The sequence below is a fragment of the Streptomyces sp. SAS_270 genome, assembly GCF_052543295.1.
Genome location: NZ_JBMNDS010000033.1, coordinates 1 through 19,141 on the forward strand (window position 1 = coordinate 1; position 19,141 = coordinate 19,141).

Sequence of the window (19,141 nt, forward strand, 5' to 3'; positions counted from 1 at the left end):
GTCGATGGTCCGCACCCGGCCGGGTGCGGACCATCGACGGTGTGTGGGGACGGGTCAGTTCTTCTTCTTGAAGACGGTCTTGCTGGTCAGGGTCCAGCTGTGGGACTTCACCGTGTGGTGGTGCTTGTCCTTGGCCGTGACCGTGACCTTGAACCGGGTGCCGTCCGGCAAGGGGGCGGACAGATGGACGGACACCTTGTGGGTGGCCCGGTCATAGGAGACGACGCCCGTGACGTGGAGCTTCCTGGCGTCCTTGGAGCCGCGCAGGATGGTCACGGTCGCCTTCACGGACGACACCTCGGCCTTGGCCGGCACGGTCGTGACGAGGGCGCTAGCCGCGTCGGCGGTGTGCGCCACCGAGGACGCGGTCACCTCCGAGGCGGTGGCCGTCGCCAGGGACGCGCTCGGGTTGTCGGCGGTGAAGACGGGGCCGACCCAGTAGTTCGCGGATCCGTAGGAACCATTGGGGAAGGCCGCGTCGGAGCCGTACTTGTAGAGCCCGTTGTGGTGCGTGACGGTGTCGGCCGTCGCCGTGAGCGGATAGGACTTGTGAGCCGCGGCGAAGTAGCCGCCGTCCACCGCGTAGTTGCCGTTCGGCGCGTGGTAGGACACGACGTACGGGGTGTCGGCGGTGATCGCCACCGGAGTGGCGAAGGTCAGCGTCTGCCAGCCGGACGCCGTCTCGTTGGTGAAGGTGCCGCCGGCGATCAGTGTGCCGGAGTCGGTCCACAGGCTGCCGGTGTGGACGCCCGTGTTGCCGGTGCCCTTGTAGAAGGTGACGCCCGTGACCCAGCCGGCCGCAGAGGACGTGAACCTGGCGCCCAGCTCGACGGAGTTGGGGTCGGCGGTCATGTCGGTGTTCGCCGGCACGGCGGAGGAGCTCCACAGCGTGCAGGGGCAGGTCACCGCGGGCGGGGTGGAACTGGTGGTGAACGACCAGGTCACCGGGTCCGCCATGGCGTTGCCCCACACGTCGGAGGCCTGGACGGAAGCGGTGTACTTCGTGCTCAGCTCCAGCTCCGTCGACGGAGTGAAGGTCGCCTTGTTCGACGCGGGGAAGGTGACGGCCCCCGGCACGGCGTTGCCGTCCGGGTCCTTCAGGGTGAACGTCACGCTGTCGGTGTCGACGGCCGCGCTGAAGGTGGCCGACACCGGTGCCGTGATCGACGTTCCGGTCGCCCCGGACGTCGCGGAGGTCGAGGTGACGGTGGGCGGGGTGGTGCTGGCCGTCGAGGTGTCCAGGACCACGTCGACCCAGTAGTTGCTGCCGGAGGCCTGCGAGGACGGGAAGGCGCTGGTCGAACCGTAGTGGTAGACACCGTTGCCGCCGTCGGTGCCGGTCTTCAGGGCCGTCAGTGGCGCCAGGCCGGCGTCGCTGCTCGCGAAGGAGGTGTCGTGGGAGTATCCGCCGTTGGGGGCGAAGTACGAGGCGACGTAGGTGGTGTTGGCCTTGACGGTCACCGGGGTGGAGAAGTTCAGCTGCTGCCAGCCGGAGGCCGTCTCGCCGGTGAAGGTGCCGGTGGCCAGGCGGGTGCCGGAGGCGGACCACAGGCTGCCGGTGTGAGTGCCGGTGTTGACGGGCGACTTGTAGAAGCGGACACCGGTGATCGAACCGGCCACCGTGGTGCGGAACTTGACGCCGAGCTCCAGCGAGCCGCCGTCGCCGGCGTTGACGGTGCCGGGCACGGCCGAGGCTGGCCAGATGGTGCAGGGGCAGGCCTGGGGGCCGACGGTCAGCGGGACGGTGGTGACGGCGCCGATGTTGACGCTGTCGTCGACGGCGCGGACCTTGATGGACGCGGAGCCCGGGCTCGTGGGCGTCCAGCTGTAGCTCCAGGACGCAAGACCCTTGGCGGCCTGCCAGGTCGATCCGCCGTCGGTGGACACCTCCACGCGGGCCACCACTCCCCCACCGGAGTCGGTGGCGGTGCCGGTGATGTTGACCGGCTTCAGCGCCGGGACGGTGGCCCCGGAGGCCGGGCTGGTCACGTGGATGGTGGGGCCGGTGGTGTCGGTGGAGGCGGTGGCGGCGACGAGGTTGCTCTGCAGGGACTTCGGCTGAATCCCCATGTCGGCCAGGATGTTCACCGTCGCCTGCTGCATACGGGAGTCCTCGGTGACCACCGTGTCATCGGGGTTGTAGGTGGGCACGTTGGCCAGACCCCACGACCACTGCACGGTCCCGGTCCCGAACACCAGGGCCCCGGAGTCCTGGTCGCGGAACTCGACGAGATTGTGCGTCGCCGTGCCGTTGCCGTACAGGTTGCCCCAGTCCAGCCGGTAGGTGCCGTCGGTGATGTCCACGGTCGTGGACGACACGTCGATCTGTCCGGTGGGTCTGGTGCTGTTGTCGAGGTCGCTGTCCCACTCGTAACCGAGCGTGCCGGTCGGGAAGGTCGCGGTCTGGCCGGCGTTGAGACCGGCGACGGAGGTGTTGCGCCAGATCCGGTTCTTGCCGTACGAGCCGGGGACGGTGATCGCGTCGTTGCGGTAGCCGTTCGCCTGGAACATGGAGCCGGTGAGGATGTTCGGCGGCTGGTAGGTCTGGCCGTAGTTGGTGCTGGTCGGATCCATCCAGGTGCCGGTCCAGGTGCCGCTGGGGTCGGCGATGCCGTTGTTGAACGCCATCTTGGTCATCTTGTAGCAGACCAGGGTGCGATCGGCCGTGTTGGTGCCGTCGATGCTCGGGGCGAACCGGGTCTTCCAGAAGACCTCGTTGCCGCTGAAGAAGCCCTGCCGCACGCCGGCTTTCCGCGCCGCCAGGACGTTGGAGTACTGGCTCTGTGTCCAGTACTCGTCGTGGCCGGACGACATGTACACCTTGTGCTTCTTCAGCAGGGTCGCGCCGTTGGTCGACGAAACGTCCACGCCGGACAGATAGCTCACGTCGTAGCCGTTGCGCTCCAGCCAGGACAGCATCATGAACTCGGAGCCGTAGATGCCGTTGTCACCGCCGATGTCCAGCGGCCGGTTGTAGCTGACCTCGTAGGCCCGGGCGTCCGGCGCGGGTCCCGTGCCGCCGTAGAAGTCCTGGCCGCCGTAGTCGTTGTAGGCCTGCCAGGTCTGGTCGCTGGTCTGCACGACCATGTCGGAGGTGCTGGAGTCGCTGCGGACGACGAACGGGTACGACATCAGGCCGTCGCCGTCCGTCTGCGTCAGGTTCGCGATGTACAGGCCGGACACGGCGTCGCTGGGCACGGTCCAGTTCGCGGTCACGGGCCAGTTGCCGCAGTCGACCAGGCCGGTGCTGGCCTTGGTGGTGCAACTGGCGGCCTTGGACGTGTAGTTGGCGGGGTAGGTCACGGCCGCCTGCGCCGCGGTAGACATCTGGCGCGCGCCGTCGCCGCCGTACCAGCCCAGCCGGTAGATCTGCACGTTGTACGAAACCGGCGACTGGATCTTGAACTGGACGCTGTCACCGGCCTGGACGCTCTCCTTGGTGGAGAAGCCCTTGATGTCACCGTAGGCGTTGGGCGAGAACCAGTCGGATTTCGGGCTGCCCGCCTTGGAGTTCTCGCAGACGATCGGGTTCGAGCCCGATCCGCACGGATCCGATGCCGCCTGGGCCGGCACGGCCTGTGGCAGCACCGCCCATATCAACGCTGCTGCGACGGCGAGGCGGCCGCCCCGGAGCCGTCTGCTCCATCTGTTCATGTGTACCTCTCAGCGGTGCTGTGCCAGACCGACAGGTGAAGTCGGGGGGTGCGTGAAGCGGGGACCGGTCAGCCTCGGAGCGCGTCCGTGAGCGCGTCGACGACTCGCTGCTGCTGGTCGGGGGTGATCTGCGGGTACAGCGGAAGCGACAGGATCCGGTCGGCCGTCTTCTCGGCGTTCGGGAAGTCGCCCCGGGAGTGGCCGAGATGGCGGTACGCCGCCGTGAGGTGGACCGGGGCGGGATAGTGCACTCCCGCGCCGATGCCCTCCGCGTTGAGCTTGCCCACGATGTCGTCGCGGTCCGCTCCGGCGACCTGGACGACGTAGAGGTGCCACACGTGGACGTTGCCGACCGCCGTCGTCGGCAGCACGATCCGCCCGGCGCCCGTCAGGTCGGCGAGCAGCGTGTCGTAGCGGGCCGCGGCCGCCCGGCGGGCCGCATTTCCGTTTGCCAGCCGCGCCAGCTTCGCCCGCAGAACGACGGCCTGCAGCCCGTCCAGCCTGCTGTTGAACCCGGGCACGTCATGGCGGTACTTGGCGACGCCGCCGTGGTTGGCGATCGCGCGCACCAGGCCGGCCAGTTCCTCGTCGTCGGTCAGCACCGCGCCCGCGTCTCCGTAGGCGCCCAGGTTCTTGCCCGGGTAGAAACTGGTGGCCGCGATCCGGCCACTGCCCGGCGACCTGCCGTCGCGGGTCGCGCCCTGGCACTGCGCGGCGTCCTCGACGACCCTTACGTGGCCGGGCAGTTGGCCGGCCAGCGCCGTCACGTCCGCCATCTGCCCGTAGAGGTGTACGGGCACGACCGCGCGGGTGGCCGGGCCGACCGCGTCCAGGGCGGCCTGCGGGTCGAGCAGGTAGCTGTCGGGCAGGCAGTCCGCCAGGACCGGCCGCGCACCGGTTCTCGCCACCGCGCCCGCGGTGGCGATGAAGGTGTTGGCGGGCACCACGACCTCGTCGCCGGCTCCGACCCCGACGGCGCGCAGGGCGAGTTCGACGGCGTCGGTGCCGTTGGCGACGCCCACGCAGTGCGCGACACCGCCGAAGTCCGCGTACTCGCGCTCGAACAGGCGGACCTCATCGCCTCCGATGAACGCGGTGTCGGCCAGGACCCGTTCGAATCCGGCCCGTACCTCGTCGGCGACCTCGGCGTGCGCCGCCTTGAGGTCCACCAGCGGAATCTGGTTCATGCGACTGGTCCCCCCAGTTGTTGCGTCAACAGTTCATCGAGCGCGGGCGCCCCGGCCTCGCGCAGCCTTCGGGCCGGGCTCCCCACCCAGACCTCGCCCGGCGGAACGTCGCCGAGCACACTGCTCCCCATCCCGATCTGCGACCAGGCGCCGATCGTCGTGCCCTCCCTGAGCAGGGCCCCGGAACCCACGTAGGCGCCCCGCTCCAGCCGTACGCCCCCGCCCAGGCGGACGCCGGACGTGATCGTGGCGTAGTCCTCGACGACGTCGTCATGGGTGAGGACGACGTGCGGCATCACCGCGACGTGCGCGCCCACCCGTACGGCGGCGGTCAGCGCGCAGTGCGCGAGCAGGACCGAGCCGGGTCCGACCTCGGAGGTCGCCGACACCACCGCCGTCGGATGGATCACGGTGGCGTAGCGGCCCGCGGGCAGGCCGAGCCTGCGGACCAGCCGGGCCCGGGCCGCGTAGTCCCGGGGGTTGCCCACACAGATCACCACGCGGGCCTCGGGCAGGTCGTGCACCAGGTCGCCGCCGCCGAGGACCGGGATGCCGTCCACCTCGGTGCCGTGCAGGGCGGCGTTGTCGTCGAGGTGCCCGAGCAGCTTGAACTCGCCCGCGTCCTGTACGGCCTGGGCGGTCTCCCGGGCGAAGCCGCCCGCGCCGATGATCACAAGTTCGTTCATCTTCGGGCCTGTTCGCGCAGCGCGGCCACGACGCGGTCCTGCTGGGCCTCGGTCATGGTGTGGAACAGGGGCAGGATCAGCGAGTCGCGGCTGATGCGCTCGGTGACGGGCAGCGGCGCGCAGGGGTGGCCCGCGTAGGCGGGTTCGAGATGCGAGGCCATGATCCCGCGCCGGGCGGAGACGCCGGCCTCGGCGAGCGCCGCCAACAGGTCGTCACGGCCGACGGGAAAGTCCTCGTCCGGGAGCACCCAATAGGACTGGAAGTTGCTCTGCCCGTGCGCGGGGTCGCGTACGGGGGTGAGGCCGGGGACGTCCTTGAGCAGCGTGTCGTAGCGGGCCGCCAGCTCGCGGCGACGGGCGATCATCGCGTCGAGTTTCCCGAGCTGGACCAGGCCGATCGCGGCCTGGACGTCGGTCATCCGGTAGTTGTAGCCGACCTCCAGGTAGCTCTCCAGGACCGGCTTGTTGCTCGCGTGACGTTCCGCCGCCGAGGCGTTCATTCCGTGCTCGCGCAGCCGGCGCAGGCGCGCAGCCCACTGGGCGTCATCGGTGGTGACCATGCCGCCCTCGCCCGTGGTGACCACCTTGCGGGGGTGGAAGGACCAGGCGGCGATCAGCGCGCCGTGGCCCACGGGCTTGCCGCCGACGGTCGAGCCGATGGCGCAGGCCGCGTCCTCGACCAGGGGAAGGTCCCACTCGGCGCAGGCGGCGCGCAGCGTGTGCACATCGGCGGGCACACCGCCCTGGTGGACGGCGAGGACGGCCTTGGTGCGGGCGGTGCGAACCGCGTCCACGGTGGCTTCGGTCAGGTTGCCGGTGGCGGCCTCGACGTCGGCGAACACGGGCTCGGCGCCGACGTAACGCACGGCGTTGGCGGTGGCGATGAAGGACAGCGAGGGCACCACGACCTCGTCGCCGGGCCCCAGGCCGAGCGCGACGAGCGCCAGGTGCAGGGCAGTGGTGCACGAGCTGACGGCGATGCCGTGCTCGGCGCCCACCCGCTCCGCGAAGGCCCGCTCGAAGGCGGCGACCCGGGGGCCCTGGGCGACCCACCCGGACAGCACCGCGTCGGAGGCGGCCTTGGCCTCCTCCTCGCCGAGCCACGGGATCATCACCGGGATGCGGTCGGCGCTCATCGCGAGGCCTCCGGCGCCGCGGCGGCGTCGGCGGCGCGCTCGGCACGCCACCACTCCACCAGGTCCCGCAGCCCCGTGCGCAGGTCGATGCGCGCCGTGAAGCCGAGCCGCTCGGCGGCCTGCACGGTGTCCGCGAGTCGCCGGCTCACGCCGTTCACCGCGCGGGCGGGCCCGTGCACCGGCTCCAGGTCCGAGGCCCCCATCGCCTCCAGCAGGCCGTCGGCGAGCTCGCGCAGCGAACTCTCCGTGCCGCTCGCGACGTTGAACACCTCGTCGGTCAGATCCGACTCCGCGGCAAGCACGTTGGCTCTGGCGATGTCGCGGACGTCGACGAAGTCCATGGTCTGGGTGCCGTCGCCGAGGATCAGTGGCGGCTCGCCCGCCTCGATGCGCTCCATCCAGCGGATGAGCACCTCGGTGTAGAGACCGTGGATGTCCATCCGGGGGCCGTAGACGTTGAAGTAGCGCAGCGCCACGTAGTCCAGTCCGTACATGGCGTGGAAGCTGCGCAACATGCCCTCGTTGAAGGCCTTTGCCGCGCCGTAGAACGTGTCGTTGTTGTACGCGTGATGGCGCTCGGTCGTCGGGAAGGTCTCGGCCATGCCGTAGACGGATGCCGAGGAGGAGGCGATCACCTTGCCCACCCCGGCCTCGACCGCCGCCTCCAGCACGTTGAAGGTGCCGTCGACCAGGACCTCGTTGGCGAGGCGGGGCTCCTCCGCGCACTGGGTGATGCGTATCGCGGCGAGATGGAACACCAGGTCGGCGCCCTCGGTGACCTTCCGTACGGTGTCGGCGTCCCGGATGTCGCCCTCGACGACCTCCACCACGCCGCTGGGCAGGGCCTGGGCGAGGTTGGCCCGCCGCCCGCGCACGAAGTTGTCGAGCACCACGATCTCGCGGGCGCCGCCCTCGGCCAGGAGGTCGACGAGGTTGGAGCCGATGGTGCCCGCTCCGCCGGTGACCAGGATCTTCTTGCCTCGTACGCTGCTCAACTGCCTTGCCCTCTCAGTGAAATGAACGGTCAACGCCCGGCACGCAGGCCGACGACCGCGCCCCGGAATTCCAGACTCCGGGATGCCGCCTCAAGAATGTCCAGCACCCGCAGGCCCGCCCGGCCGTCGGTCAGTGGCGCCCGGCGTTCCCTGATCGCGTCGGCGAACTCGTCGACCATGCTGCGCAGGGCCTCTTTTTCGCCGATGGCGGGAGCGACCATGTCTCCGGAGCGGTACGAGATGAGCATGTCCCGGCGCTCGTCCGCGCCGATCTCCTGGGGCGCGGCCAGGTCCACCCCGCGGTCGAAGATCGCCACGCGCTGGGCGGGGTTGAGGTCGTCCCAGATAAGGGTGCGTTTGGCGCCGCCCACCATGGTGGTCCGCACCTTGGTGGGCGAGAGCCAGTTGACGTGCACGTGGGCGATGGCCCCCGTGTTGAGCTGGAGCGTCAGATAGGCCACGCAGGCCTGTCCCGCGCCGATCGGGTCGGCTCCGTGGGCGGCGACGGCGACCGGCTCGACGTTGTCGGGGAGGATGAAGTCCAGGATCGACAGGTCGTGCGGGGCCAGGTCCCACATGACGTCGATGTCCTTCTGGACGAGTCCGAGGTTGATGCGGACGGAGTCGACGAAGTGGATCTCGCCGAGTTCGCCGGAGCGGACCAGCTCCCGGATGCGGCCGACTGCCGGCGTGTAGCAGTAGGTGTGGTCGCACATCAGGGTGAGGCCGCGCTCCTCCGCCTCGGTCACCAGGCGCATTCCGTCGGCGTACGTCGCCGCGAGGGGCTTCTCCACGAGGACGTGCTTGCCGGCGCGCAGGGCGGCCAGGGCGATGTCGAGGTGGGTTCCGGCGGGCGTGGCGACGGCGACGGCGGCGACCGACGGGTCGGCGAGGACGGCCGCGTAGTCCGAGGTGGCCTGGACCGTCGAGTAGCCGCCGAGGACCCGCTGGGCCCGGTCCACGTCGAGGTCGCACAGCCAGTGCAGCCGGAACTGCGGGCTGGCCTGGAAGTTGCGTACCAGGTTGGGGCCCCAGTATCCGGCCCCGACGACCGCGACCCCCAAGGGCTCCGTGGTCTGCGTCACTGTGTTCCTCTCCCCTTGGTCCATCAGTAGGCCCCTGTTCCCCGCACGACCGCCGACGCGGTGCGCAGCAGGATGGACAGGTCGAGGCTCGTCGACCAGTTGTCCACGTATCCGAGATCGAGCCGGACCGCTTCGTCCCAGGGCAGGTCCGAGCGACCGCTGACCTGCCACAGTCCGGTGAGGCCGGGCTTCACGAGCAGCCGGCGTTTGACCTCCGGCGTGTACGCCTCCACCTCTTCGGGCAGCGGGGGGCGGGGGCCGACGAGCGACATGTGGCCGCTGATCACGTTGATCAGCTGCGGCAGTTCGTCGAGCGAGGAGCGGCGCAGCAGCGAGCCGACCCTGGTGATCCGTGGGTCGTGTTTCACCTTGAACAGCAGGCCGTCGCTGTTCTCGTTGAGGTGCTCCAGTTCCGCCCGCAGCGCCTCCGAGTCCTGCCGCATGGTGCGGAACTTCAGCATGGTGAAGTGGTCGCCGTACCGGCCCACCCGCTGTTGCCTGAACAGGGCGGGACCGGAGCTGTCCCGCCGGACGATCAGGGCGATGCACAGCATGGGCAGGGCGAGGACCGTCAGGAGCAGTGCCGCGAGGGTGCGGTCCAGCAGTTCCTTGGGCAGCCGGGAGATCCGGGACAGGTTCGGCGCCTGTATCCGCAGCAGCGGCGTCCCGTTGGCGGGCCGTACCGCCAGCCGGGAGGCGGACACGTCGGTGAGCATGGGGGCCAGCAGGAAGTCGACACCCTGCACGGCCGCCGTCCAGGACATCCGGCGCAGGACGGAGGCGTCGAACTCGGGCGCGGGCAGCGCCACCACCGTGCTGATGCCGAGGGCCCGGATGACGTCGTTCATGGTGTCGACGCCGCCGAGGACGGGGAGCCCCAGCTTGCGGACCTCCGTGGCGTTCTGCGGATCGCTCAGGCACACTCCGGCGACCTGCAGTTCATGTGCGCTGCCGCGGCGCAGCACGGTGACCAGCTCCACGATGCCCTGCGAAGGCCCGACCAGGAGCGTCGCACTCCGGTCCCGGCCTCGTGCCCATCGCCTGTGCAGGCGGCGGCGAAGCGCGTAGCGGACCGGCAGGGCGATCGCCACGGTCGGCGCAGTCGCCATGATCATGTCATGCAGGAGCCCCGAGTCGTGCATGAAGAACCAGTACACGGCTACGGCCAGCGCCGGCAGTGCGACAGCACCGCGCAACACCCGCACACACTCCTCGGTCCCCAGACCCAGGGCACTGCGGTCGTAGGAGCGATGGGCGAGCATGGCCCCGATCCACGTCGGGGGCAGCACCAGGGCCACCGTCCAGCGGCCGTACACCGCATGGATCACCAGGGCCGCAGCCACGGCTGCGAAGGCGTCCGCGACCAGCAGGACTAAACGATACTTCTGTTCCCAGCGTCTTCGTCGAGCCTCTGGACTTCTGTGATCCACAGCCAGTTGCTCATGCGTGACCTCAATGGTCATGCGCCCCCCACCACATGCGCGGCTACCCCTGACCGAACGACACCGGGCAAACGGCCTCAAGTCCGTGGCCCGGGAGCTGAATCAGCGCCGCTGCGCCTTCCACGCAGTGGCACCCGATATCGACGGAGCCTCGGCGGTTCCCCAACCGCCTCATGCTCCCTGCATGTTGGCACTGCCTGTTCCGCATCCGCTTTCACGTGCCATGACATGAAGCGCACTCGGAACATGTTCCCCACCCAAACCGGTGCGGCGGACCTCAATCTAGACCACGGGACGCAGTCGCGGGAACACTTGGACGAAACACACCTCGCAAGGGTGACACCGACGACATACTGCCCAGGTGACGAGCATCGTGATCCCGGCCCACAACGAGGCACAGGTCATCGGCCGGCTCCTCGATTCCCTGCTGGCCGACTCCTTCGAGGACGACACCGACATCGTGGTCGTGTGCAACGGCTGTACGGACGACACCGCGCGTATCGCGGCTGCTCACAGCCCGCGCGTCCACGTCGTCGAAATCCCCGTGCCCTCAAAACACGCTGCCCTGCGGGCGGGTGACGATCACGCGCGCGGCTTCCCTCGCCTCTACGTGGACGCCGACGTCCTGCTCACCGGCGCCGACGTACGGGCGCTCACCGAGCCCCTCGGCGACGACACCTCGGGCATCCTCGCCACCGCCCCCGAGCGGCAGATCCCGCTGGCCGCCTGCGCATGGCGGGTGCGTGCCTACTATCGGGTGTGGCAGCGCCTGCCCGCCGTACGGGAAGGGCTGTTCGGCCGGGGAGTCATCGCGGTGTCGAAGGCCGGGCACGCCCGGATCGCCGCGCTGCCTCCGCTGATGGCGGACGATCTGGCCGCGTCGCTGGCCTTCGCCCCCGAGGAGCGGCTCGTGGTCGGTGCGGCCCGCGTCGTGGTCCACCCGCCGCGCACCTGGCGGGACTTGATCAAACGCCGGATCAGGGCCGCGGTGTCCACAGCGCAGGTCGAACAGCATCAGTCACCCGAAGAAGCGTCGGCGCGCACCAGCACGGCAGATCTCAAAGCCATGCTCCGCACGGAGCCGAGGCTCGTCGTAAGCGTCGCGGTCTTCGCCGCGGCGGCGGTCGTCGCACGGCGGAGAGCCAAAAAGGCCATCCGGGCACAGGACTTCGGCACCTGGCTACGGGACGAGAGCAGTCGGCAGAACTGACCGCACCGCACCTGGAGTCCTTGATCATGTATCTCACCGACCGCTCCGCTCCCGCGGGCGCCGACACCGAACAGGGCCGAAGACGCGGATCTGCGTCCAAGGTCGCCCCGGTCGTACTCGTGCTGGGCACGGTCAGCCTGGTCACCGACATCTCCTCGGAGATGGTCACCGCCGTCCTGCCGCTCTACTTCGTCACCACGCTCGGCTTCAGCCCCCTGGGATTCGGCGCCCTCGACGGCGTCTACAACGGCGTGAGCGCGCTGGTCCAGCTCACCGGCGGCCACCTCGCCGACCGGGTGCGCAACCACAAGCTGATAGCCGGACTCGGCTACGGACTGTCCGCGCTGTGCAAGCCGTTGCTCCTTCTTGTGAGCAGCGTCGGTGCGCTCGGCACCGTCCTCGCCCTGGAACGGACCGGCAAGGGGCTGCGCACCGCCCCACGCGACGCGATGATCTCCCTGTCCACACCTCCCGAGAGACAGGGCCGGGCCTTCGGCGTGCACCGGGCCATGGACACCACCGGCGCGATGCTCGGCCCGTTGGCCGCCTTCTTCATCCTGCGCGCGGCGACCGACGGCTACGACGCCGTGTTCGGCGTGAGCGCGTGCGTCGCCGTTCTCGGCGTGCTCGTGTTGGTGCTGTTCGTACCCGGCAAACGGCAGGGCGCGCCGACGGACGAAGCGGCCGCGGCGGACGGCAGGCAGCCCGTCCGCATACGCGAAGCACTGGCGCTGCTGCGCCTGCCGCGTCTGCGGGCGCTCGCCGGCTGTGCCGCGCTGCTCGGCCTGACCACCGTCAGCGACGCCTTCGTCTACCTGCTCCTGCAACGGCGCGCGGGCATCGGCGAACAGTGGTTCACGCTGCTGCCGCTGGGCACCGCCCTGGTGTTCCTGCTGCTGGCCGTGCCCGTCGGCGCGCTGGCCGACCGGGTCGGGCGGCGCGCCGTGTTCCTCACCGGGCACGCAGCTCTGCTCACCGGCTACGCGCTCCTCCTGTGGGCCCCGGCCACGCCGGTACTCCCCTTCGTCGTGCTCGCCCTGCACGGCACGTTCTACGCGGCCACCGACGGCGTACTCCCGGCCGCCCTCGCCGACGTCGTGCCCGCGCAACTGCGCGCCAGCGGCCTCGCCATCGTCGGCACCAGCCAGGCGCTCGCCCGGTTCTGCTGCTCGCTCGCCTTCGGCGCCGCCTGGACGGTGTGGGGAGACGGCCCGGCGCTGGCCGGCTCGGCGGCAGGCCTGCTGTGCTGCGCGATCGTCGCGGGTATGGTGCTGCGGCCGACCGGCGGGACCCGATGACCACCACAGCCACAAGGATCCGGATGACACCGTTGCGCCGCCGCCTGCTCATACTCCTCACCGCGGGGCTGCTCCTCGCGGGCCTGGCGACCGGCGTCGTCCTGCACGCCGCCGCCCGCGCGGATCGGGCGAACCAGGCGCAACCGGGCGGACCCGCCGTCAGTACGGGCAAGTTGACGCTCGACCAGAAGGGCCGCCTGACGTTTCTCAACGCGGCCGCCGGCCCGCACCGCACCGCGGTCGCCTCGGTCCCGTCCACCGACACCGGTGGCGGGCGGACCGCCTCCGACGTGAAGTGCGCGCGCTTCTACGCGGCGGCCGGCACGGGCGTCTGCCTCCAGTCCAACCCCGGCGTCCTCAAGCAGAGCAACCGTGCCCTGCTCCTGGACGCCGACCTCCGCACCCGGCGCACCTTCCCGCTCGCGGGCACGCCCAGCCGGGCCCGGGTCTCGCCCAGCGGCCGCTTCGTCGCCTGGACCGTCTTCGTCTCCGGTGAGTCCTACGCGTCCGCCTTCTTCTCCACGCGGACCTCGATCCTGGACACCCGCACCATGAAGCTGACGCCCAGCCTGGAGAAGTTCTCCGTCGTCCTGGACGGCAAGCCCTACCACGCCTCGGACATCAACTTCTGGGGCGTCACATTCGCCTCCGACGACGACACCTTCTACGCCACCCTCAACACCGCCAACCGCACCTACCTGGTGCGCGGTTCCCTCTCCCGCCGTACGGTCACCACCTTGCTCCAGAACGTGGAGTGCCCCTCGCTCTCCCCCGACGGAACCCGCGTCGCCTTCAAGAAGCGGGTCCTGTCCCGGACCGACCTGTGGCGCGAGTACGTCCTCGACCTGGGCACTCTCAAGGAGACGGCGCTCGCCGAGCGTCACAGCGTCGACGACCAGGCCACCTGGCTGGACAACCGCACCGTCGCCTATGCCCTCCCCGCCGACGGCAAGGTCGGCAGCAGCGATCTGTGGACGGTGCGCGCGGACGGGACGGGCACCCCTCGCCGGCTGATCGCCGGTGCTTCTTCCCCGGCGCCCTTGTAGCGCAGTAACCAAACCTCAACCTCATCCCCCTTCACAACACGCACACAGGGCGTGCGAAGATGCGCTTCCCGGCGTCCCCAGTGCCGGTGAAGAGGGGAATCTTCAGTGAAGTCAAGGAAATTGAGCCGTACGCGGCGCCGCGCCACCATACTCGGGGCAGCCGCCGCCTCCGTCGTCGCCGGAGTGGCACTGCTGCCCAACTGGAGCGCCGGTGCGGCCGTCGTCGACGACCCCACCGTCGACGCGCAGACGAAGGCCACCTTCCAGCGGCTGGCCGACGCGGTCTTCACCGACCGTACGGACGCCCTGGTCGACGGCAAGCAGGGGGATCGCGAAAAGCCGCTGGCCGGCGGCTTCTCAGGCCACGTCCGCCTGTCCTCCGGCACCGCCCGCACCGAGGACGCCACCCTGTCCTCGCTGGGCCGGCGCAAGGACAAGCTGGCGAAGGCCGGCGAGAAGTACAGCAAGTCCACCACCACCGTCACCCTGAACGCCACGCGCGTGACGGGCCGTACGGCGAAGGCCGCGGTCACCGAGACCACCACCCTGACGTACGCGCAGGCCCGCGGCGGCGCACCGAGGACCACCGGCTTCCAGGCCCAGCACGAGCTGACCTTCAAGGCCGACGAGCAGGGCACCTGGCAGCTCACCAAGGTCGAGGACACCGACCAGGGTGGTCTCGCGGTGAACACGCTTTCCAAGCCGACGTCCGTCAAGGCGACCACCGCGGACGACACCATGCCGAACGCCCCGCGCGCGGCAACCACCCGCAACCCGGTCGCCGTTCCGAAGACCGGCACCGCCTACAACTACAAGGCGATGGCGGCGTATGCCGAGAAGTACTGGAGCGTCTACAACACGGACTATCCGAACTACAACGGCCACGCCGACGGCGGCGACTGCACCAACTTCGTCAGCCAGTCCCTGAAGGCGGGCGGCTGGAAGCACGTCCCCGGCTACGTGTACGACTACACCAAGTGGTTCGGCAACGCCGACATCCAGTCGGACTCCTTCGTCGGCGTCAACGAGTGGTCCTGGTTCGCCCAGAACTCCAAGCGGACCAAGCCGCTCGCCAACGTCTTCCAGCTCGAGGTCGGCGACGTCCTCCAGATGGACTTCGACAAGAACGGGTCCAAGGACCACACGATGATCGTCACGTCCAAGAGCGGCGGTGTGCCCTACGTGACGTACCACTCGAACAACACCTTCCGCAGGTCGGTGGCGAGCCTCGTCGCCTCCTACCCGAACGCGGCGTACTACGCGTACCGCACCTGACAGGTGCCCCTCGGGGCGGGAGCCGGGCTCGATGGCCGGCTCTCGCTCCTTCCGGCCGTCTTCTTCGGCGGCCGCCACCAGGCATCCGCCCAGTGACACGGCGAGGTCCACCCCCGTGACCTGGTGCCAGTAGTGCGACGGCGGACCGGTCAGGTCAGTTCCTGCTCCGCCCAGATCGTCTTGCCCGTCGCCGTGTGCCGTGTGCCCCAGCTGCTGGTGAGCTGGGCGACCAGCAGCAGCCCGCGACCGCCCTCGTCGAACATGCGGGCCCGGCGCAGGTGAGGTGACGTGGAGTTGCCGTCGGAGACCTCGCAGATGAGCGTACGGTCGTGGATCAGCCGCAACTGGATCGGCTCGGCGCCGTAGCGGATCGCGTTGGTGACCAGTTCGCTCACCACGAGTTCGGTGACGAACGCGGCCTCTCCGAGGCCCCACTCCTCCAGTTGAGCCAGGGCGAGCCGACGGGTCTCGGCGACCAGCTCGACGTCGGCGGACAGGTCCCACACCCTGACCTGCCCTGCGTGAAGCGCCCTGGTGCGCGCGAGGACGAAGGCCACGTCGTCACGGGGGTGCTCCGGAAGCAGCGTGGTGAGCACGGCGTCGCATCGGCTCTCCAGCAAAGTGTCCGGGCCCGCCAGCGCATCGCACAACCGTGCGATACCGGCGTCGGGGTCGTGATCGGCGGCCTCCACCAGACCGTCCGTGAACAGCGCGACCAGGCTGCCCTCCGGGAGTTCGACCTCGGTCGCTTCGAACGGCAGACCACCCACGCCGAGCACCGGACCGGCACTGACGTCGAGGACGCGGGCGGCGCCGCCCGGCTCCAGGATCACGGGCGGCGGGTGCCCGGCGCTGGCGGTCGTGAGCGTGCGTGACACCGGGTCGTAGACGGCGTACAGACAGGTACCACCCGTCTCGCCGCCCCCGTCGGCCCCGGCGCGATCGCCGATTTCGTCGGTGGCGGTCACCCGGAGCACCAGGTCGTCCAGGTGCGCCAGCAGTTCGTCGGGCGGAAGGTCGACGTCGGCGAGTGTCTGGACGGCGGTACGAAGCCTGCCCATGGTCGCCGATGCCTGGATGCCGTGCCCGACCACGTCACCGACCACGAGACCGACGCGCGCGCCGGACAGCGGGATGATGTCGAACCAGTCACCTCCGACGCCGGCCCGCGCGTCGGAGGGCAGATAACGGCAGGCGACGTCCACGGCGGACTGCCGGACGGGACCGCGCGGCAGCAGGCTGCGCTGCAGTGTCAATGCGGTGGTGCGCTCGCGGGTGTAACGGCGCGCGTTGTCCACGCACAGGGCCGCCCGGCCGGCGAGCTCCCTGGCCAACGTTGAATCGTCCTGGTTGAACGGGTCCGGCCGGGTGCGCAGAAGGGCTGCGACACCGAGCGTGGTGCCGCGCGCGATGAGCGGGACCGCGAGGATGGACGTGACGGTCAGGCCCCGCGCCCTGCCTTCCCGCAGCTTCGCGGCCCGCGCCGGCACGCTTTGCAGCCAGCGTTCGAGGCCTGGGTCGCCGCCGGTGCTGAGCACCGCCTCCCCGGTGCGCAGCGCCTGCACGAGCGGCGAGTGCGGAGGGTGGGCATCCGTGCCGCCCAGTTCGATCACCGCCTCCGGGGTACCGGACTCGAGAGACAGGTGGGCAACGCGACGCAGTGTGACCAGGTCGGACCAGCCTTCGGACGTGGGTTCCTCGCCCTCCATCACCGACTGGAACAGGTCAACGCTGGCGAAGTCCGCGAAGCGGGGCACGACCAGGTCGACGAGTTCCTGTGCGGTGCGCGTGAGATCGAGGTTCCTGCCGAGGCGGACCGCCGCCTCGTCGAGCACGGCGAGCCGCTGCCGTGCCCAGTGCTGCTCGCTGCTGTCGAAGGCAGCCAGGCCCACCGCGCAGACGTCACCCGCGTCGTCGCGGATGGGCCAGAACTTCAGGTTCCAGGCGTGCTCGCGAATGCCGGACGGGGCCCGGGTGAAGCTCTCGTACTGGGTGGGCCTGCCCGTCGCGGCCACATCCCGCAGTGCCTGCAGCATGCCCTGGTGGTCCACGTCCGACGGAACCCCGTAGGGGTAGGTGAGCCCCCGCAGCTCGTCCTCCCCGACCCCCATGACCAGGCACGCCTCCTTGTTGAGCCGTAGGTAACGCTGGTCTGTGCCGAACATCGACATCGAGAAGGTCGCCTGGCGAAACGCCTGCTCCACCAGCGCACGTCCGTCGTCCTCACGCGCGGGCTCCATGAACTCAGTGTGCTCCGGCACTCACAGTGCAACAACCGAGCCCCGAGGTACCCCACCGGGCCGGCCGACACCTACGGCATCGGCCGCACCACCGCATTTGCGACTGCACGAAGCCGGGACCGCCGCCGTCGGCCTTTGTCCGGCGTGGTGACGATGATGCTGCCCTCGGGACCAGCGTGGTGGCGTCGTAGGTGTGAAGGTCGAACTTCGGGGAGGGCACGTCCGGAGGTGGCGAGTGCGACGGCCTCGGGTTCGGGGCCGCCGCGTCGGCCGGTGTCACGGGCGGCGAGTTCGTCGGCTGCTCCGGAACGGCACCCGACGCCCGACGCGCTGAAACCCATGCCCCATGTACCGCGGGGTCTGGCCTGGGCAGCGTGTGGGCTTCGAGCAGGCCGAGGTACAGCCAGCCCGGGCGTGGTTTCGGCGATCGCTTCGTCCTCCGTGGCACGGTCAGTCACGTAGCTGGACCGCGCTGACCGCGCCACAGTTCGTCAAGGCCGGCAGGACGGCCGGACGCTGCGCAGCTCGGTCCGCAGCACGGGCGTGCCGTCGACAGGTGCCGGGTCCTCCGCAGTTGGCTCGATACCGCCGGCGGCGATCTTGTCGAGCGACTCCAGACCGGTGGCGCCGACCGTGCCGAACACCGTGTAGTTCGGTCGCAGCGCGGAGTCGCCGTAGACGACGAAGAACTGCGAACCGTTCGTGTTCGGCCCGGCGTTGGCCATCGCCAGCAGGCCGCGCCCGTAGAGGCGACGGACGCCGGTCGGGTCACTCGGTGCCGGCGGCAGGTCCACCGGCAGCTCGTCCTTGTACTTGTATCCCGGCCCACCCTCGCCGGTGCCGGTCGGGTCGCCGCACTGCAGGACCTTCAGCGTCGGATACGCCGTCAGCCGATGGCACACCGTACGGTCGTAAAAGCGGTGCTGCGCCAGGTGCACGAAGCTCTGGACCGTGCACGGCGCCTTCGCCCGGTCCAGGCGCAGCGGGAGCGGGCCCTGGCTGGTCGGGACAGCCATGTCGACCGCGCCGTGACTGGGGGTGTGTCGCGGGTCGGGCGGCAGTGGAACCGGCCGCGCCGCCGGCTCGTCCGGGGTCTGGGTGTACTGGCAGGGGCCATGCGTGGTTCGCGGCGGGGCATCGGAAGCGGAGGCGGTGCCGCCCCCGGACGCGACCAACGCCACTGCCGCCAGTACGGCCATGAGTGCTCGGTTCATCCTGCACACCCTCCCGAAGATCACCAGTTTCGGAGCGGTCGCAGTCTAGGGCCGGACCTGGAGGGCGGGAACCCTCCCTCCAAGCCACATCCGCCTCAGCAGCCTTCGGCCCGCGGCCTCAGGAAAGCCCCGACCGCGACCTGACCACCCGGCTGCGCAAGGACTGGCCGACGGCGTTCATCCTCAACCCCTTCACCCACACCGAGCTCACCGGCCCCGGCGCTCTCGCCCACATCGAGGACGGCACCGCAGACATCATCGCCTTCGGCGCGCTGTTCCTGGCCAACCCCGACCTGCCCGCCCGCCCGCCTCGCAGCCGACGGCACCTACAACACCCCCGGCCCGTCCACCTTCTACGGCGGCGACCACCACGGCTACACCGGCTACCAGGCACTGCCCGCCAACAGCGCATGACCTCAACCAAGATCACCATTCGCAGGACAAGTGTCCTTCCCTCGACGTAGGCGTTCAACGAGATCGGAGCGCCCAGGCGGGCGAACTCGTCGGTCCTCCGGACGATGATTCCGCGGAGATCGCGACGGCGAGGAGCCGTTGAGGCCGGCAACAGCTGTCCGCCCACCTCGGCGCCGGCTCCGACCACCGCCACGCGCTTGGTCGTGTCGGCGCGATCGATCCGCCGCGGAACCTCGAGCTCGCGACCGGTGGACGGGTT

General features: G+C 70.1%; 13 protein-coding genes and 1 pseudogene. 5 read left to right on the plus strand and 9 right to left on the minus strand.

The annotated features are described in order from the left end of the window. Positions 1-54 precede the first annotated feature (54 nt). The 7 genes from ACN6LB_RS22025 to ACN6LB_RS22055 form a co-directional block, all read right to left on the minus strand. Positions 55-3,654, minus strand: a complete 3,600-nt coding sequence (locus ACN6LB_RS22025; RefSeq protein ID WP_445027410.1) for a DUF4082 domain-containing protein — start codon at positions 3,652-3,654, stop codon at positions 55-57. Between the two features lie 68 nt (positions 3,655-3,722). Then, the gene (locus ACN6LB_RS22030; protein ID WP_445027411.1) at positions 3,723-4,841 is read right to left on the minus strand and encodes a DegT/DnrJ/EryC1/StrS family aminotransferase; all 1,119 of its coding nucleotides are present in this window, start codon (positions 4,839-4,841) and stop codon (positions 3,723-3,725) included. Continuing rightward, positions 4,838-5,527, minus strand: a complete 690-nt coding sequence (locus tag ACN6LB_RS22035; RefSeq protein WP_445027412.1) for an acetyltransferase — start codon at positions 5,525-5,527, stop codon at positions 4,838-4,840. The genes ACN6LB_RS22030 and ACN6LB_RS22035 overlap by 4 nt, the downstream gene beginning before the upstream one ends. Then, entirely contained in the window at positions 5,524-6,663 is a 1,140-nt protein-coding gene (locus ACN6LB_RS22040) for a DegT/DnrJ/EryC1/StrS family aminotransferase (RefSeq protein WP_356134547.1), read from the minus strand. The genes ACN6LB_RS22035 and ACN6LB_RS22040 overlap by 4 nt, the downstream gene beginning before the upstream one ends. Continuing rightward, on the minus strand, positions 6,660-7,658 hold the full coding sequence (locus tag ACN6LB_RS22045; protein WP_445027413.1) for an NAD-dependent epimerase/dehydratase family protein: 999 nt from the start codon (positions 7,656-7,658) through the stop codon (positions 6,660-6,662). Before ACN6LB_RS22045 ends, ACN6LB_RS22040 begins: the two co-directional genes overlap by 4 nt. A gap of 29 nt (positions 7,659-7,687) precedes the next feature. Next, positions 7,688-8,743 (minus strand): Gfo/Idh/MocA family protein, encoded by a 1,056-nt coding sequence (locus ACN6LB_RS22050; protein ID WP_445027414.1) that lies wholly within the window; start codon positions 8,741-8,743, stop codon positions 7,688-7,690. A gap of 23 nt (positions 8,744-8,766) precedes the next feature. Continuing rightward, positions 8,767-10,086, minus strand: a complete 1,320-nt coding sequence (locus tag ACN6LB_RS22055; protein WP_445027415.1) for a sugar transferase — start codon at positions 10,084-10,086, stop codon at positions 8,767-8,769. A gap of 460 nt (positions 10,087-10,546) precedes the next feature. On the opposite strand from ACN6LB_RS22055, the gene ACN6LB_RS22060 reads away from it, so the two are divergent. The 4 genes from ACN6LB_RS22060 (at position 10,547) to ACN6LB_RS22075 (ending at position 15,014) form a co-directional block, all read left to right on the plus strand. Continuing rightward, entirely contained in the window at positions 10,547-11,395 is an 849-nt protein-coding gene (locus tag ACN6LB_RS22060; RefSeq protein WP_445027416.1) for a glycosyltransferase, read from the plus strand. Between the two features lie 26 nt (positions 11,396-11,421). Then, positions 11,422-12,693 (plus strand): MFS transporter, encoded by a 1,272-nt coding sequence (locus ACN6LB_RS22065; protein ID WP_445027417.1) that lies wholly within the window; start codon positions 11,422-11,424, stop codon positions 12,691-12,693. Between the two features lie 23 nt (positions 12,694-12,716). Next, positions 12,717-13,739, plus strand: coding sequence for a TolB-like translocation protein (locus ACN6LB_RS22070; protein WP_445027418.1), 1,023 nt, complete (start codon positions 12,717-12,719; stop codon positions 13,737-13,739). A 120-nt stretch (positions 13,740-13,859) separates the two neighbouring features. Next, a complete protein-coding gene (locus tag ACN6LB_RS22075; RefSeq protein WP_445027419.1) occupies positions 13,860-15,014 on the plus strand; it encodes an amidase domain-containing protein in 1,155 nt (384 codons plus the stop codon). A 149-nt stretch (positions 15,015-15,163) separates the two neighbouring features. Here the strand turns inward: ACN6LB_RS22075 and ACN6LB_RS22080 are convergent, their stop codons facing one another. Continuing rightward, on the minus strand, positions 15,164-17,254 hold the full coding sequence (locus ACN6LB_RS22080) for a SpoIIE family protein phosphatase (RefSeq protein WP_445027420.1): 2,091 nt from the start codon (positions 17,252-17,254) through the stop codon (positions 15,164-15,166). A 491-nt stretch (positions 17,255-17,745) separates the two neighbouring features. After that, entirely contained in the window at positions 17,746-18,468 is a 723-nt protein-coding gene (locus tag ACN6LB_RS22085; protein ID WP_445027421.1) for a peptidylprolyl isomerase, read from the minus strand. A gap of 122 nt (positions 18,469-18,590) precedes the next feature. Here ACN6LB_RS22085 and ACN6LB_RS22090 point away from each other — a divergent pair. After that, positions 18,591-18,882: pseudogene (locus ACN6LB_RS22090) on the plus strand (alkene reductase); the annotation flags it as partial. Between the last annotated feature and the right edge of the window lie 259 nt (positions 18,883-19,141).